We start from the raw sequence: 14,702 nt of genomic DNA, 5'->3' as shown, positions 1-14,702 counted from the left end.
TCCAGATCGGAGACGGCGTGGTACATCATCTCGTTGATCACCACGTCGCTCGGCGCGGCCGAGGCCGGTGATGCCGTGCCCAGCTGGAGCATGGCAGCAACAGTGGCCGTGGCAGTGGCGAGGATGGCGAGCATGCGACGTGAGGTCATTGCCTCTCCCGGTTCCGGAGCGTGGGCGGCGCGTGCAGCCCCTCGCAACGGGACGCTAGGCTCCGGGCCCGCCCACCCTCATCGCCGATTTCGGGGACACCGGGAAACCCCGACGTCGCCGTGACCCCAGGGCGGTCCGGAAAGCGTCCAGTCCCAGGCGCTCGCGCCAGCTCCAGACGCTGACGAGGTAGGCGCACGACGCGGCCAGGAGCGCCAGCGTCGCCGCAAGGTGGTCGGGGCCGAGAGCGAGCGCTACGAGGTCGACGGCGCCGAAGCACACCAGGGCCGAGGCCGACACCAGCATCGTGGCCCGGGTGCCGGGCCACATGCCGAGCTGGCGGCGTACCTGACCGAGCGGCAGCAGGTTCCGCACGACGATCGCCACCGCCCACGAGATCGCCGCCCCCCGGATCCCCAGGCGGGGGACGAGGACCAGGTTCAGCCCGACGTTGACCGCCAGGGCGATCGTGCTGTTGCGCAGGCTCAGCCAGCTGCGTCCGGCCATCAGCAGGACCGAGTCCACGGGACCGCAGGCGGTGGCCAGGAGCATCGTCAGCGACAGGATCACCACGACGTCGGAGGCCACGTGGTAGCCGTGACCGAACACCCCCATCAGCGTCGGCGAGAAACCCGCGAGCACCAGGTAGAACGGCCACGCCGCGAGCACGCTCCACCGGGTGGCCGCCTGGAACAGGGCGTCGGCTGCCGGCTTGTCGCCCTTGGCGAACACGGCACTGAGGTGCGGCGAGAGGGCCTGCTGCACCGCCTGGACGAACAGCTGGCCGAGCACGATGAAGCGGGTCGCCGCGGCGTAGAGGGCAGCCGCCGTGGGGGAGGCCAGCGCGGCGACCATCACGATGTCGGACCGTTTCAGCGCGGTCTGGGTGACTCGGGCGGCCGCCCGTGGGGTCGTGTAGGCCCAGAACTCGCGGGCGAGGGGCACCCACGGGGTCGGCACGCGATCTCCCGCGGCACCGGCCCGGTCCGTCGAGCGACGGACCAGGCGGTGCAGCCACCAGCAGCCGGCCACCAGGCCCAGCGCGTACGGTGCCGACCAGGCGGCGGCCAGCGCCAGCGGTCCGCCCCCGGTCGCGAAGACGGCCAGGACCGCGAGCGCCTGGAGCCCGAGCCGGCCGACGTTCTCGACCAGGACCGTCGGGCGCATCGATCCGCACCCACGGGTCGCCGTGACGACCAGGTCGTGCAGCGCGGCCACGGGCAGCACGAGCGCCAGGGTGCGGAGCATGACCGTCATGGTGGCGGCGGAGTCCGTCCCGACGAGGACCGGCGCGAGCGCGGACGCCGTCACGGCCATCAGCACCGCGACGGCCAGGGACAGCGCGAGCACCGGCACCGCCGCGACCGCGAGGGTCCGCCGTACGTCTGCGGCCCGGCCCGAGGCGAGCTGCTCCGGGAGCCATCGCACGAGCCCCGTGTCGGTGCCGAGCAGGGTCACCGACTCCACGATCAGGAAGGTGGAGGTCGCCGCGAACAGGGTGCCGGCGTCCGCGGGCGAGAAGCCGTTGGTGACGATGACGACCAGCAGCACGCCGAAGACCGCGCTGAAGCCGGCTCCCACCACGCTCGCGGCCCCCCGTCGGGCCAGCCGGGTGAGGTGACGCGCCTCGCTGGAGACCGGTGGGTCGGGGCTCGGCGCCGGGGGCGAGGTACCTCCGGTCATCTGCGTGCGCGGAGTCGTTGCCCGAGCCGGTCCGTGCTCACCTGGCCGTGGGCCGCGCCGGGCTCGTCGGCGATCGCGGGCGGACGCAGGATCGCGTCGTGCCGGTTGAGCACGAGACCGGCGACCGGGCCGTGCCCGGCAGCGTCGCGGACGGCGCGCTCGAGCGCGGAACGGGGTGTCCGGCCGAGGGTGACGACCACGATGACGGTCGCGGCGGCTCGGGCCACCGCCTCGCCCTCCGGGGTGTCGAGACCCGGCGACTGGACCACGACGACGTTCCCGGCCTCCGCGAGGGTCTCCAGCACCGGTCGGACCCGGTCGGTCAGGAGGAGGTCCGCGAGGTGCGGACCAGCGGCACCGCTGGGGAGCACGCACAGCAGTGGCTCGACGGTGGAGTGGAGGAGCTCGCGCACGTCGAGCCGCTCGTGCTGCAGGAGCTCGGTGAGCCCGTCGTCGAGCACCAGGCCGTTGGTCGCGGGACCCGACGTCGTGCGCACCAGGACGGCCGCGTGGCCGGAGCGCGCGATCGAGGCCGCCAGGGCCTCCGAGACCGCCACGGCGTCGGCGCCGGCTCGCTTGGCCGACGGCGCGGCGATGGCGATGGATGCCGGCGACGGCTCGGCGTCGAGGATGGCGGCACGGAGGTGACGGATCGTGGCGTCGACGGCAGCGGCGTTGTCGCGGCGGAGCACCCGGTCGCGCAGGCCCGGACGCGGGACCGCGGTCACGTGCAGGCCGGCCGCCTCGACCTCGGCGACCGAACCGACCGCACGGCCGAGACGCTCCCGGAGCAACGCGCACAGATAGCCGATCAGGAGCCCGCCCAGCGCACCCAGGACCGGTGCCGCCGTGGCGACGAGATCGCGGGCCGCCTTGGGCGAGGTTGCCGGCGCGATCACGGATCCCGCCGGAGCCGCGCTCGTCTCCAGCGCCGTGCGCTGGGCACGGAGGCCCACCAGCTCGTTGCGCAGGGCCGTCGCCAGCTCCGACTGGAAGGACCGGGCGGCCGGCGTACCGCTGTGCGAGGCAGCGGTGGCCGCCTCGAGGTCCGCCACCACGCGCGCCGTCTGGGTGTCCACCTGGTCGATGCGATGCGTGTTGACCGCGTCGAACCGGCGGACCCGGTTCTCGAGGTAGGACTTGGCGACCGCCGCCGTGACCTCCTGGGCGAGCACTCCGTCGGCCCCGGTCCAGGAGATCTCCAGGACCTGGGTGTTCGGCGGTACGACGATCTGCAGGCCGGCCTGCAGGGCCGCCGTCGTCAGCGGGTGGTCCACCGCGACGGTCCGCAGCACCTCGGCCGAGCGGGCGACCTGCGCCTCGGTCTCCATGCTCGTGAGCTCGTCCTGCCGCACGGCTGACGCCGACGGGACGAACGGGTTGCCGACCGACGGGTTGACCAGCACCCGTGCCGTGGAGGTGTACGTCGGCGGTGCGGACGAGCCGTAGAACCAGCCACCGATCGCGCCGAGCACGACGAACACGCCCACCAGCACCAGATGTCGGCGCACGACCACCGAGGCGGACGGACGCGGAGGCGTGGACGGAGCGTCAGGAGACATGGTGGTAGTCCCTTCCCAGTCGGGTGGTCGGCAGTGTGCGGCCCAGTGCCGCGGTGCCCCGCACCAGTCGCACCGGCAGGTGGACCGGACGGGGTGAGCGATCGCGGGCGGCTCCCAGGAGGCAGCCGCAGAGGAGTCCGACCATGGCGCCCGAGACCGCCGGCACCTCGGCGTTGCGGTAGTCGGCGCGGGCCGGCGGGCTCGCCGTGTCGATGATGTCCAGCGGGCGCAGCTGCGCCTCCTCGAGTGCGTCGAGGTCGCTCTGGAGCTGGAGCACGTCGCTCTCGAGCGGCTCGTACTCGGGCACCACGACCTGCTTGACCCGTTCCTTCGCGAGGAGCTGCTCCTGCTGGTCGATGAGCAGCCGCAGCTCGCGCACCTGGTCCGCGCGCAGGGAACCCAGCGTGGTCCGCCGCACGTCGCCCAGTGCAGACGCAGCGGCATTGGCGGCCGCGGCGGCCGCGGCCGGCGACTGCGCCGTCACCGTGATGTGGAGCACCCGCGAGTGCGCAGAGGCCCCGACGGAGAGGTGGCTGAGCGCCCCTGCGGCTGAGCCGCCGAGCACGTCCGCCACCGCTGCGAGGACCTCGGGGCTCTGCAGGAGCTGGGCGTCGGTGTCGATGGTGACCGCGGGCGGCACCAGCGTCGTCGTCGACGGCGTCAGGTACTTCGGGACCGGGGTCAGCACGACCGATGCGGTGGCCGAGTAGGTGGTCGGGGTCATCGCCGCGAGGGCGATGCCCACGAGCAGCCCGAGCACGGTCAGCGTGGCGAGGGAGACCAGCCGCCGGCGGACGAACGCCGGATAGGCCGACCACAGGGGCAGGTCGCCCGGCCCGGTCATGCCGTCCACGCGGGGTCGCGACCGAGCAGGGTCGACAGGCCCTGGTCGTGGCTGGAGAAGTGCTCGCGGAGGCCGGCTCGCGTCGCCGGGTCCATCGGCGCGCTGGGTCGCGCGTTCCAGCGGTCGAACCGGGCCGGCATCACGGGGGGCAGCTCCAGGAACTCGAGCAGGCGCCCGTACGTCGCCTCCGGCTCGGTGAAGAACAGCTCGCTCTCCACGACGTGCACCCGCTCCGGACCGAACAGCCCTTGCAGCCGGTGCAGCTGGTCGTCGTAGTGGCCGCGCCGGACGTAGGCGTGGTGCCGGTGGCTGAAGCTCTGGTAGGCCGGATCCGCGACCATCCGCTCCGTCTGGCCGGACAGCCGCTCGTCCTCCAGCTCGAGGGCGCGCTCGAAGGCCTCCGTCTCGTACCCGCGTGCGAGCTCGTGCTTCCACGCGGAGTAGGCGCGCTCGACGGGGTCGCGCAGCATCGCCACGACCTTGACCCCGGGCAGGTCGCGGGCGATCCGCTCAGGGGCGCACGGGTGGAACATGTAGTAGCCGCTCGCCTCGAAGGTCACCGGGGTGCGGCCCTCCTGGGCGCGGCGCTCCAGCCGGGTCCCGGTCGGGAAGTGTCCCTGGTACCAGGCGAGACCCCGGTGGTAGTTCACGTCGAAGTAGTTGACGCCCTTGTGGTAGTTCGCGCCGTGCACGAGCGGGTGTGACGACAGCGCTCGGAACAGGGAGGTCGTGCCGGCCCGCTGGGCCCCCACGAGGAGGAACGAGGGCAGCCGGCGCCGGGTCGCCGTCGCGGTGCCCAGCCGGACGGAGAGGGTCCGGCCGGCGGTCTTGACGGTGTGGGGTGCCGCTGCGCGGACGCTCATGAGATGCCTTTCGTGGAGACCGGACGAGCCGTCTCGCCGAGCCGGTCGAGCTGGGCCAGGACCCACGCCGTACGCCGGACCAGCGCGGGGGTCGAGCCGTGGCGGAGGGCGTCGGCGTACCGGACGCCGATGTGGAGGAGATACAGCCGGAGGGTGAGCTCGTGGTCCGCTGTCGGGATGCCGAGGTCGACGAGCAGCTCGGGCACCGACGCGAAGAACTGCTGCTCCTGCCGGCGCTGGTCGCGCTCGCCCGGGCGCACGAGCTGGGCCGCGAAGTGCAGGCCGTCGAACCCGAGCGGCACGTCGGGCTCGTAGCGCTCCCAGTCCCAGACATCGACGACGGAGCCGCTCATGCCCATGTTCCAGTGCCCCCAGTCGCCGTGCCAGCCGCCCAGCCGCACCCGGTCGGTCCCGTGGTCGGCCGCGACGGCGTGCGCCGCCGCGCCGAGGTGGTCCCGGTCGGGACGTGCCGGCAGCGCGCCGATCGCCTCGTGCAGCCGGCGCCAGAAGGTGGACTCCGTCAGCGGCGCGCAGCTGACCCCGCCCAGGTGCGACAGCTCCCACGTGGCAGCGGTCCGCGCGCCGGCAGTGACGACCCGGTCCCGGTCGGACGCCAGCGGGGACACCGCCAGCACCTGGAGCCCGGCCCACGGGCCGTGGTGCAGGACGGCCGGCACCCGGAAGTGGCGGAGCTCGTGATCGGCGAGCCGCAGCAGCGCGCGGGCCTCCTGGTCCACCAGGCGCCGGGTGAGCTCGTTGTGACCGACCTTGGCGTAGGCCAGGAGCCGGCCACCGTGCACCTCGAACACCGGCAGCACCGGCTTCTGGTTGGCGCGGCGGGTCCCCAGCATGACCCCGACCCGGACGGCGGTTCCGAGGCACGCGGAGAGGTGGCGCTCGATCGAGTCCGCGTCGGGGTCCGTGGCGGAGACCCGCAGGACCGGCCACGGGGTGAGCCCGAGCACGCCCGAGCGGACCGAGCGCTCGAGAGCGCCGCGGACCGGACGGCTCACCAGCGAGTCGGGTCCCAGCCGGTCGAGCATCCGCGCGGAGCCGGGCACGTCGACCGGCACCAGGAGGCGGGGCCGGCGTGAGCTGGGGAACAGGTACGCGTTGCGGTCGGCGGCGTCACCGGTGCGCCCCCGCGTGACGCAGGGTGCGGCCCACGGCGGCGGCCAGAGCAGCCGCGCCACGTCCGCGGCGTACGACGCCGACCCGTCGGCCGTCGTCACGGCGCCACCTCCGGCTCAGTGATGTCCGACCTGGCCATCAGCCCCACCGCGATCATCACGGTGAACAGCGCCGACCCGAGCGAGTCGTAGACGAAGAAGCAGACGACGGCGATCAGGAGCACTGTGCAGGTCGCGACGTCCAGGGGCGCCGGACCGCGGGCGCGGCGCAGGAACTGCGCCCCGAAGAACCACAGGCACAGGAGGGTCCCGCCGAAGCCGGTGGTGAGCACCAGGCGCCACATGAAGCCCTGCGTCCCGAGCGGCGGAGCGGCGCACTGGTGGCACGACTCCGTCTCGCCACCGGCGAGGGAGCTGAAGCTCCCCGCCATGGTGCGCGTGGTGCCGTACCCGAGCACGGGCGAGCCCTGGGCGGTGGTGGACACCACGGTCTCCGCCGTGCCGGCCCGGCGATCGTTGCTGTGCGGGGTCTCGACGCGCAGGACCAGCGTGTCGTAGAGCGGGGACGCCGTGAACGCGATGCCGCCGATCACGACCGCGGCCACGAGCACCTGCAGGGCCCGGGTGCGCCCGTTGACGGCGAGCCGGACCGCGACGTACCCGCCGGCGAGGGCGAGGGAGATCCACAGGCCCCGGTTCAGGGAGAAGATGATCGGGAAGACGGCGGCGACCAGCACGACCGGCGCGAGCTTCCGGCGCCAGCCGGCGTCGCGCCCCAGCCACGCCAGGAAGAAGAAGGGGAGGTAGAGGGCCAGGTTGTTGCCCCACGCGTTCGAGTAGGGGAAGGGCGCCGTCGGCCGGGGCTGCACGTAGCCCAGGAAGTCGCTGCTCGAGGAGAGCGACGGGTGCACCAGCGTGCGGACGAAGTTCGTCGAGACCAGGCTGTGGGGGAGCACCAGCTCCATGGGCGACTCGAACTCGAGGCTGGGCGCCAGGACGGCCAGGACGCCGAAGCCCGCTGTCACGACGAACATCCAGCCGAGGAGCCGCGCGATCCGTTGTGTCGACACCTCGCGCGCGGTGTTGACGACGTACAGCATCACGACCGTGATCGCCAGGTACCACAGCGCCCAGACGCCGAAGTTGGCGACGCGTCCGAGTCCGCCGCCCGGCACCGTGTGCGGTGCGGTCGCGTGCACGAGGAGGACGCCGGCGAACATCCAGACGAGGAAGAGCAGCCACGGCGTGAAGCCGCGCGGGACCCGCAGCGGACCTCCGCGGCGCAGGTGCACCACCATGACCGCGGCCATCGCGAAGAAGATGACCTGCGCCAGGCCGAGCGCCCACCAGAGCGGGAAGCCGAGGTACAGGACCGAGAGGGGCCATCCGGGCCCGAACAGCCCGGTGCGCGGGGGCACGGGGGTCCCGGTGTCAGTCCCGTACGCCGGGCGGACGACCTCCTGCGTCACGAGCCCGCCCCCGGGGCCACGAGGTCGGACCGCCGGCCCACGTACCCGTAGCCGAGGAGGTGGGGCAGGGTCACCGCGGTGACCATGCGGCGGGCACCCACCGGGAGCGACGACCGCCATGCGTCGTCGAGGCGCAGCTCGACGCGTCCGGAGACGAACCGGCTCCGGCTGCCGGCGATGCCGTGGCTGGGCTCCAGGACGACGCTGCGCTCTCCGACGTGGTCGAGCGCCGCCGGGTCGGTGGAGAGGCCGAGGGCGGCCACGGCCCGCGCGAGCGTCGGCCGCGGCCGGGCGACCAGGTCCTCGTACCGCACGCGGGCGGCGTGCGGGACGGACGCGGCGACCGCGCCGCACTCGATCTCGAGCGTCGTCCAGAGCACGGCGAGGCGGTGCGGCGGGTAGGTCGCCATCGTGTCGCCGTCGCGGGACTGCGGCTTGCGGATCCCCGACTTGGTCCAGGAGTGGGCGACCCCGCGCGGGTCGCGCACCAGGTGGAGCACGCGCAGGTCCAGCCCGCGCAGCCGGCGCAGCGCCACGAGCTGGGCCGCGGACTTGCTGGCGTCCACGACGACGTCGGCGCCGGAGACCTGGGCGATCGCCCGGTAGAGGCGTTGGTAACCGTCGAGGTAGTCCGCGAGCTGGTGCCGGAAGTCGGGACCCGCGACGCCGGCGGCAAGCTGCGGCACCCGGCGCTGGCGGACCAGGTGCTGCTGGAGCCGGCACATGCGGTCGGTCACCGACTCCCACCCGCCGAACGCCTGCTCCCCGACGGCGGTCCAGAACGGGCACGCGGAGAAGGGCTCGCCGCACCCGCACCGCTGGTCCTGGCTGATGACGCGGGAGAAGATCGCGTTGAGCTCACCGGTGTTGACACAGCCGGGCAGCGCGCCGAGCATGCGTTCGAGCAGGGTGCTGCCGGAACGACCGACACCTGCGATGTACAGCACCTTCACGACATCCCCCGACGTCCTGGTTTCTCGTGCCACCGCCCTCGTGGCGGATCCGCGTCGGACGCTAGGGGCGATGCCGGACGGGGAGGGGTTTTCGTCGGTGGGCTCCCCCAAATCGGGTATCTGGACGAGGAGGATGCGTGACGGGCCGACCAGCGAAGCTGCGTCTCGCCGCCACCGTGACCGCCGTCGCCGCCCTGGTGACGGCCGGGTGCGGAGGGGAGGGGGCGACCACCCGGCGGGCGCCGGTACCCGAGCGCTCCTCGACCGCCGTCGTCGGCCACCCGGACGCCGACCTGTGGCTGTCCTTCGAGAGGACGACGATGGCGTACGACGGGACCTCGGCCTACCCGGACGCGGCGGGCGGCCCGTACGTCGGTGACCTCGTCTCGGCCAACGGGGGCCGCGTGACCCGGGTCGGCGGGGCGGACGGGTCGTCGGCGGCGGTCGCCTTCCCCCGGGGATGCACGAGCCCGCGTGGCTGCCCCCGGGCGATGGTGGAGGTGACGTCCGCCGACGGTCTCGATCCCGGCAGCGCCCCCTTCGAGTACGGCGCCACCGTCTGGCTCGCGCGGGACCAGACGACCACGGGCTCGAACATCGTCCAGAAGGGCCGCTTCGGGACCGACGGGGGGCAGTGGAAGCTGCAGGTCGACGACACCGCCGGCAAGCCCAGCTGCGTGGTGCGGTCGCCCGAGGGCGAGCTCGTCGTGCGCTCGACGTCCACGGTCGCGGACTCCCGGTGGCACCACGTGGTCTGCCGGCGAGACGCCGATGGCCTCTCGATCTCCGTGGACGGCACCGTGACCCGTCGGGCCGGCCGCACCGGCTCCGTGAGCAACCCGTGGCCGGTCCGGGTCGGCAGCCCCGGCGTCGGCGACGACGACGACCAGTACCACGGGCGGGTCGATGACGTCTTCCTGCGCATCCTGGAGGACGGGTGAGCGATCAGGTCGGGCGGGCCACCCAGGGGGAGCCGAGCAGCTCGGCGAACGCCCGCTCGCCGGGCCCGTGCAGCTCCAGCGAGCCGTCGGGGGCGTGGACCCCGGAGTTGAAGTACGACATGGAGACGATCCCGTGCGTCCGCGCGTACTCGGCCGCGTCGCGCAGCCAGGCGGCTGCGCTCCCGGGGTCGCTGGGATCTTCGCGGCATCCGTACTCGCCGATCGCCAGGGGGGTGTCGTCGATCCACGGGAGCACCTCGTCGATGCGGCTCCCGAAGGTTCGCCACGGCTTGCCGTTCGTCGGCGACCACGGGTTGTAGACGTCCACGCCCAGCACCGCGGCCTCGGGGACGATCCAGGACCGCGGATCGGTGCCGCGCTGCAGGGGATCGAAGGTCCAGTGCTGGAGGACGGGCACCGTCGTGACCGACGGAGCCAGGTCGCCGGCCAGGCGGATCACGTGCCGCTGCATCGCCACGTAGTCGGGCGCGGCCATGCCTGCCGGCCCGACGTCGTTCTCGGGTTCGTGGTGGATGGTCAGGAAGACCGGTCCCGCCTGCTGCCTCAGGGCTCCGAGCAGCTCGGTGAGCCACGCGTCGAAACCTCCGCTCGCGACCTCCGCCCACGTCCCGGGCGGCTTCATCGAGACGTGCGGCAGGCGGTCGTGGGCGAGGTCGTCGGCACACTGGTGCGCCAGCTGCGCGATCTCGTTCTGGTCGGGCGTGAAGTACGACCGGTGCACCGCCAGGCTGGCACCCAGCGTCGCCTCCCAGTCCGCCACGGACCGGTCGGCGGGCAGGGACGCTCCGAAGTAGACCTGGGTGGGAGCGGGGCAGCCGGCGAACGCCGGCTCCGCGCTCGCCGGCCTGCTGGCAGCCTCGGTTTCCCGGGGTCGCGTGGTCGTGGGGGAGGTCGCGCGCCGGGGACCGGACGGACGGGAGGGGCTGCTGCACCCGGAGACGGCAACGGACAGCGCTGCCGCCGCTCCGAGCCCGAGCAGCCCGCGTCGGGCGATCGGCATGGCGCGAACGTAGGTCCGGATCGGCTCGCGTCCCCCAGCGCTGGTGAGCCGTCCCCCAATTCGGGGATGGCCCGGCCCCAATCTTGGGGATAGGCGTCGGTGAAGCCGACCACCCTGCGCGAGACGTCCCGAGGATCACGGCCATGGACAACCGGACCGATCCTCCGCGAGCACGGCGTCGCCGTTCACCGCGGGCTGCCGACGGTGCGGCGACCGGCCCGGTGCTGCTCGTCAGCACCCAGGGCGGTCACCTCGCCCACCTGCTGGCGCTACGCGGCTGGTGGCAGGGACACTCCCGGGTATGGGTCTGTCCCGACGCCCCGGACGTGCGCGACCGGTTGGTGGGTGAGCGGGTGGTCCGGTCGTACTCCCCGACGACCCGGAACCTGCCCAACCTGCTGCGGAACGCCGTCCTGGCGATGCGGATCCTGCGTCGCGAACGCCCCTCCTTGCTCGTGAGCGCAGGAGCCGGCGTGGCCGTGCCCTTCTTCGTCGGAGCCTGGTTGCTCGGCATCCCGACGGTGTTCATCGAGGTCTACGACCGGGTGGACACGCCGACGATGACCGGTCGACTCTGCGGGCCCTTCACGACGCTCCGGATGGTGCAGTGGCAGAGCCAGCTCGCGTTCTACCCCGACGCCCGGCTCGTGGGACCGCTGCTGTGAACGCGCTCGTGGTCGCTCTCGTCGGCACTGACCACCATCCCTTCGACCGGTTGGTGGGATGGATCGACGACGCGGCGGCTCGTCACGGCGACGTCCGGTTCGTGGTCCAGCACGGCGTGACCCGAGCACCGTCCCGGGCCGAGGGTCACGACTTCCTCGCCCGTGGCGTGCTCGACGGGCTGCTCGAGGAAGCCACGGCGGTCGTCTGCCACGGCGGGCCGGCCCTGGTCATGGATGCTCGAGAGGCAGGGCACGTCCCGCTCTGCGTGCCGCGTGACCCGGTCCTCGGGGAGCACGTCGACGACCACCAGCAGCGGTTCGCCGAGCTGGTCGGCCGGGTCGGCGTCGTGGTCGACATCAGGAGCCAGGCCGCGTTCGAGAGCGAGCTGGCCCGGGCCCTCCGCGAAGGCCCGCCGGACCCCGGCTCGAACGCGTCCGTGCACGAGGCCCGGGACCTGGCGCGCACGAGGGCAGCGGCCGAGCTGGCCGCGGTGATGCTCCGCAGCCCCACCGGTCGACCCAGGCGCCGACGACATGCCCCTGCCTGAGCACTCACCCCACCTCGGCGCCGCACCGGGACCGTCGCCGGCCGGGCCCCCCGGGCCTGCAGTCGACCGGCCCGTGGTCGTGTACCTCGCCGGATTCGGCCGGTCGGGATCCACCCTCGTGGAGCGGATGCTCGGCGCCGCGCCGGGCTGGACGAACGTCGGCGAGCTCGTGGACCTGGCGCGCGCGGTGGCGCGCGCGGACGAGCTCTGCGGGTGCGGGGCCAGGTTCTCACGCTGCCCCGTGTGGACGAGCGTCGGCGAGCTCGCGTTCGGCGGGTGGTCCGACGAGGTTCTCGATCGCCTGGTCGGTCTGCACCGGGCCGCCGCGCGGCAGCGACACCTGCCCCGGATGCTCGCGCGTGGCGTTCCGTCGGACCAGCTCACGAACCTGCGCACGGCCTATGACCGGATCTACTGCGCCGTGGCCGAGGTGACGGGCGCCTACGTCGTCGTCGACGCCTCGAAGGGTCCGGCACTGGGCCAGGCGCTCGCCGGTTCGCCCGACCTGGACGTGCGGGTGCTGAACGTCGTCCGGGACCCCCGCGCGGTGGCATGGTCGTGGAACCGGGAGGTCACCCGCCCGCACGCCACGGGCGGCGAGGCCAGGATGTGGCGCATCGCGGCGCCGCGCGCCGCCGCGCAGTGGTCCGCGCTGCAGCTGGAGGTCCAGGCGATCGCCGGGATCGGCGGCCCGCGCGCGGCGAGGATCCGCTACGAGGACTTCGTCGCCGACCCGGTCCGCACCCTGGTGTCGGCCACCACGGACCTGGGAGTGCCGCTCTCCGCCGACGACCTGCCCGCCGTGCACGGCGGCGCGCTCCGGCTCGGACCGAGCCACGGCCTGTCCGGGAACCCGTCGCGGTTCCGCTCCGGTGAGATCCCGCTGCGGCGCGACGACAGCTGGACCCGCGAGATGCCGTTGGGCTCACGCAGGGTCGTGACCGCACTGACGCTTCCCCTGCTCGCCGCGTACGGATACCCGGCGACGCAGCGGCGACCCCGACCCACCACACCCCGCCCAGCGGAACGAGACAGGACGAGAGGCCCGAGATGACTGCACACCTCCCCACCGTGAACGTGGTGATCCCCACCCGCGGCCGCCCGACGCTGCTCGGCGAGACCCTCACCTCGGTGCTGTCGCAGGACTACGACGGCCCCATCGAGGTCCTCGTGGTCCACGACCGCGAGGAGGCCGACCTGATGCTCGAGCTGCGCTCGCTCCCGGACCGGACGGTGCGCTCGATCGTCAACACCCGCACCGCCGGGCTGTGCGGCGCGCGCAACACCGGGGTGCTCGCCAGCGACGGGGAGTTCGTCGCCTCATGCGACGACGACGACATGTGGCACCCGAGCAAGGTGCGCCTCCAGGTCGAACGGTTGCAGTCCGATCCGACGCTCCTGGCGGTCGGCGCCGGGATCCGGCTGCTGATGGGCGAGCGGGGCGACGTCGAGTGGCCGGCGCGCGAGTCGGTGGTGAGCCACGAGAGGCTTCTCGAGAACCGGGTCAAGGAGCTGCACAGCTCGACGCTGATGATGCGGCGCAGCTCGTTCGACGTCGCGGGGCTGTACGACGAGGACCTGCCGCACGGCTACGGCGAGGACTACGACTGGCTGCTCCGCGCGAGCCGCGCCGGCCGGATCGGGGCGGTCCAGGAGATCCTCGCCGACATCCGCAAGGACATCCCGTCGTGGTTCCGCGGGCGGTCGCTGAACACGGCCACCGCCCTGGAGTACCTCCTCGACAAGCACCCGGACTTCCGGGACCGGCGCCGCAGCCACGCCCGCATCCTCGGCCAGATCGCCTACGCGCGCGCCGCGGCCGGACAGCGTGCCCGGGGCGCGCGCATCGCCGGCCGGGCGCTCTGCCGGTACCCGGCGGCGCCCCACGCCTGGCTGGCGCTCGCGGTCGCGGGGCCGGGCATCGAACCGCAGCGGATGCTGTCGGCGGCGCGCCGGATGGGACGGGGGCTCTCGTGAGCAGGCTGCCCAACTTCCTGTACGTCGGTCCCGACAAGGCCGGGTCCTCCTGGCTCCACGAGATGCTGCTCAAGCACCCGGACGTCTACCTGACCCCGGCGAAGGACCTGTACTTCTTCGACCGCTACTACGACCGGGGACTCCCGTGGTACGCCGCGCAGTTCCGCGACGCCCGGGACGAGGCGATCGTCGGGGAGGTCTGCCAGGACTACCTGTTCCACCCGGAGGCGGCGGGCCGGATCCGGGACACGCTGGGCCCCGTCCGGATCATGGTGTCGCTCCGCGATCCCGTGGAGCGGGCGTGGTCGTCGTACCTCTACATGCGCAAGCACGGCATCGGACCCGACACGTTCGCCGAGGCCCTGCGGGCGCGTCCCGAGCTGCTCGAGCACGGGCGGTACGCCACCGGTCTCGACCGGTTCCTCATGCTGTTCCCGCGCGACCACGTGCACGTGGCGCTCTTCGACGACCTGGTGGCCGACCCCCAGCGCTTCCTGGACGGGGTGACCGAGTTCCTCGGGATCGACCGGCTGCCGCTGGCCGAGGACGACCTCGCGGCCCGCCTGCCGGCGGCCCGCGCCCGCTCGGTCCGGCTGGCCTCGGCAGCGCGCCGCAGCGCGGACTGGGTGCGCGAGCACGACGGCGCCGTCCTGGTGGGTCGCGTCAAGCGCTCGGCGCTGGTCCAGCGGACGCTCTACCGGCCCATCGACCGCGGGACGGTGCGACCCGACGAGGCCGACGTGCTCGCGGTCCGCACCGCGCTGTCGCCGGAGGTCGAGGCGCTCGAGCGGTCCTTCGCGCTGCCCCTGCGCGAGTCCTGGGGCTGGTAGCTCCGCAGGTCCCGCCCGGGCAGGAGCCCCGCGAGGCAGCCCGTAGAATCAAGTCACCCCCTGTCAGCT

General features: G+C 73.5%; 14 protein-coding genes. 6 read left to right on the top strand and 8 right to left on the bottom strand.

The window, feature by feature from the left end:
* Window positions 1–204 precede the first annotated feature (204 nt).
* The 7 genes from N538_RS27015 to N538_RS0123090 are packed head-to-tail and all read right to left on the bottom strand — an operon-like array spanning window position 205 to window position 8,651.
* Window positions 205–1,830, bottom strand: a complete 1,626-nt coding sequence (locus N538_RS27015) for an MATE family efflux transporter (RefSeq protein ID WP_081790673.1) — start codon at window positions 1,828–1,830, stop codon at window positions 205–207.
* Complete coding sequence (locus N538_RS0123115) at window positions 1,827–3,392, bottom strand: Wzz/FepE/Etk N-terminal domain-containing protein (RefSeq protein ID WP_197025436.1); 1,566 nt, start codon at window positions 3,390–3,392, stop codon at window positions 1,827–1,829. Before N538_RS0123115 ends, N538_RS27015 begins: the two co-directional genes overlap by 4 nt.
* Window positions 3,382–4,245 carry a hypothetical protein gene (locus N538_RS0123110; protein WP_028639253.1) on the bottom strand — a complete coding sequence of 288 codons (864 nt, stop codon included), beginning with the start codon at window positions 4,243–4,245 and terminating at the stop codon, window positions 3,382–3,384. The genes N538_RS0123115 and N538_RS0123110 overlap by 11 nt, the downstream gene beginning before the upstream one ends.
* Window positions 4,233–5,099, bottom strand: a complete 867-nt coding sequence (locus tag N538_RS0123105) for a sulfotransferase family protein (RefSeq protein ID WP_028639252.1) — start codon at window positions 5,097–5,099, stop codon at window positions 4,233–4,235. The genes N538_RS0123110 and N538_RS0123105 overlap by 13 nt, the downstream gene beginning before the upstream one ends.
* Window positions 5,096–6,331, bottom strand: coding sequence for a hypothetical protein (locus N538_RS27765; protein ID WP_051549572.1), 1,236 nt, complete (start codon window positions 6,329–6,331; stop codon window positions 5,096–5,098). Before N538_RS27765 ends, N538_RS0123105 begins: the two co-directional genes overlap by 4 nt.
* Complete coding sequence (locus N538_RS27005; RefSeq protein WP_051549571.1) at window positions 6,328–7,698, bottom strand: hypothetical protein; 1,371 nt, start codon at window positions 7,696–7,698, stop codon at window positions 6,328–6,330. The genes N538_RS27765 and N538_RS27005 overlap by 4 nt, the downstream gene beginning before the upstream one ends.
* On the bottom strand, window positions 7,695–8,651 hold the full coding sequence (locus N538_RS0123090; RefSeq protein ID WP_051549570.1) for a sulfotransferase: 957 nt from the start codon (window positions 8,649–8,651) through the stop codon (window positions 7,695–7,697). The genes N538_RS27005 and N538_RS0123090 overlap by 4 nt, the downstream gene beginning before the upstream one ends.
* Before the next feature lie 137 nt (window positions 8,652–8,788).
* Between N538_RS0123090 and N538_RS27000 the strand changes: the two genes are divergently transcribed.
* A complete protein-coding gene (locus N538_RS27000; protein ID WP_051549569.1) occupies window positions 8,789–9,592 on the top strand; it encodes a LamG-like jellyroll fold domain-containing protein in 804 nt (267 codons plus the stop codon).
* A 4-nt stretch (window positions 9,593–9,596) separates the two neighbouring features.
* Here the strand turns inward: N538_RS27000 and N538_RS0123080 are convergent, their stop codons facing one another.
* Window positions 9,597–10,613, bottom strand: a complete 1,017-nt coding sequence (locus N538_RS0123080) for a hypothetical protein (protein ID WP_028639250.1) — start codon at window positions 10,611–10,613, stop codon at window positions 9,597–9,599.
* A gap of 143 nt (window positions 10,614–10,756) precedes the next feature.
* On the opposite strand from N538_RS0123080, the gene N538_RS0123075 reads away from it, so the two are divergent.
* The 5 genes from N538_RS0123075 to N538_RS28195 all read left to right on the top strand — a co-directional run bounded on the left by N538_RS0123075 (window position 10,757) and on the right by N538_RS28195 (window position 14,633).
* Complete coding sequence (locus N538_RS0123075) at window positions 10,757–11,278, top strand: UDP-N-acetylglucosamine--LPS N-acetylglucosamine transferase (RefSeq protein WP_081790671.1); 522 nt, start codon at window positions 10,757–10,759, stop codon at window positions 11,276–11,278.
* The gene (locus tag N538_RS28805; RefSeq protein WP_051549568.1) at window positions 11,275–11,826 is read left to right on the top strand and encodes a glycosyltransferase; all 552 of its coding nucleotides are present in this window, start codon (window positions 11,275–11,277) and stop codon (window positions 11,824–11,826) included. Before N538_RS0123075 ends, N538_RS28805 begins: the two co-directional genes overlap by 4 nt.
* A gap of 73 nt (window positions 11,827–11,899) precedes the next feature.
* The gene (locus N538_RS26990; protein WP_051549567.1) at window positions 11,900–12,880 is read left to right on the top strand and encodes a sulfotransferase; all 981 of its coding nucleotides are present in this window, start codon (window positions 11,900–11,902) and stop codon (window positions 12,878–12,880) included.
* The gene (locus tag N538_RS0123060) at window positions 12,877–13,803 is read left to right on the top strand and encodes a glycosyltransferase family A protein (protein ID WP_028639248.1); all 927 of its coding nucleotides are present in this window, start codon (window positions 12,877–12,879) and stop codon (window positions 13,801–13,803) included. The genes N538_RS26990 and N538_RS0123060 overlap by 4 nt, the downstream gene beginning before the upstream one ends.
* Complete coding sequence (locus tag N538_RS28195) at window positions 13,800–14,633, top strand: sulfotransferase family protein (RefSeq protein WP_028639247.1); 834 nt, start codon at window positions 13,800–13,802, stop codon at window positions 14,631–14,633. The genes N538_RS0123060 and N538_RS28195 overlap by 4 nt, the downstream gene beginning before the upstream one ends.
* Window positions 14,634–14,702 lie beyond the last annotated feature (69 nt).

It is taken from the genome of Nocardioides sp. URHA0032 (assembly GCF_000620645.1).
Lineage (GTDB): Bacteria > Actinomycetota > Actinomycetes > Propionibacteriales > Nocardioidaceae > Nocardioides.
Note: the sequence above shows the minus strand (reverse complement) of the source record. Positions and strands in the feature narration are given on the sequence as shown.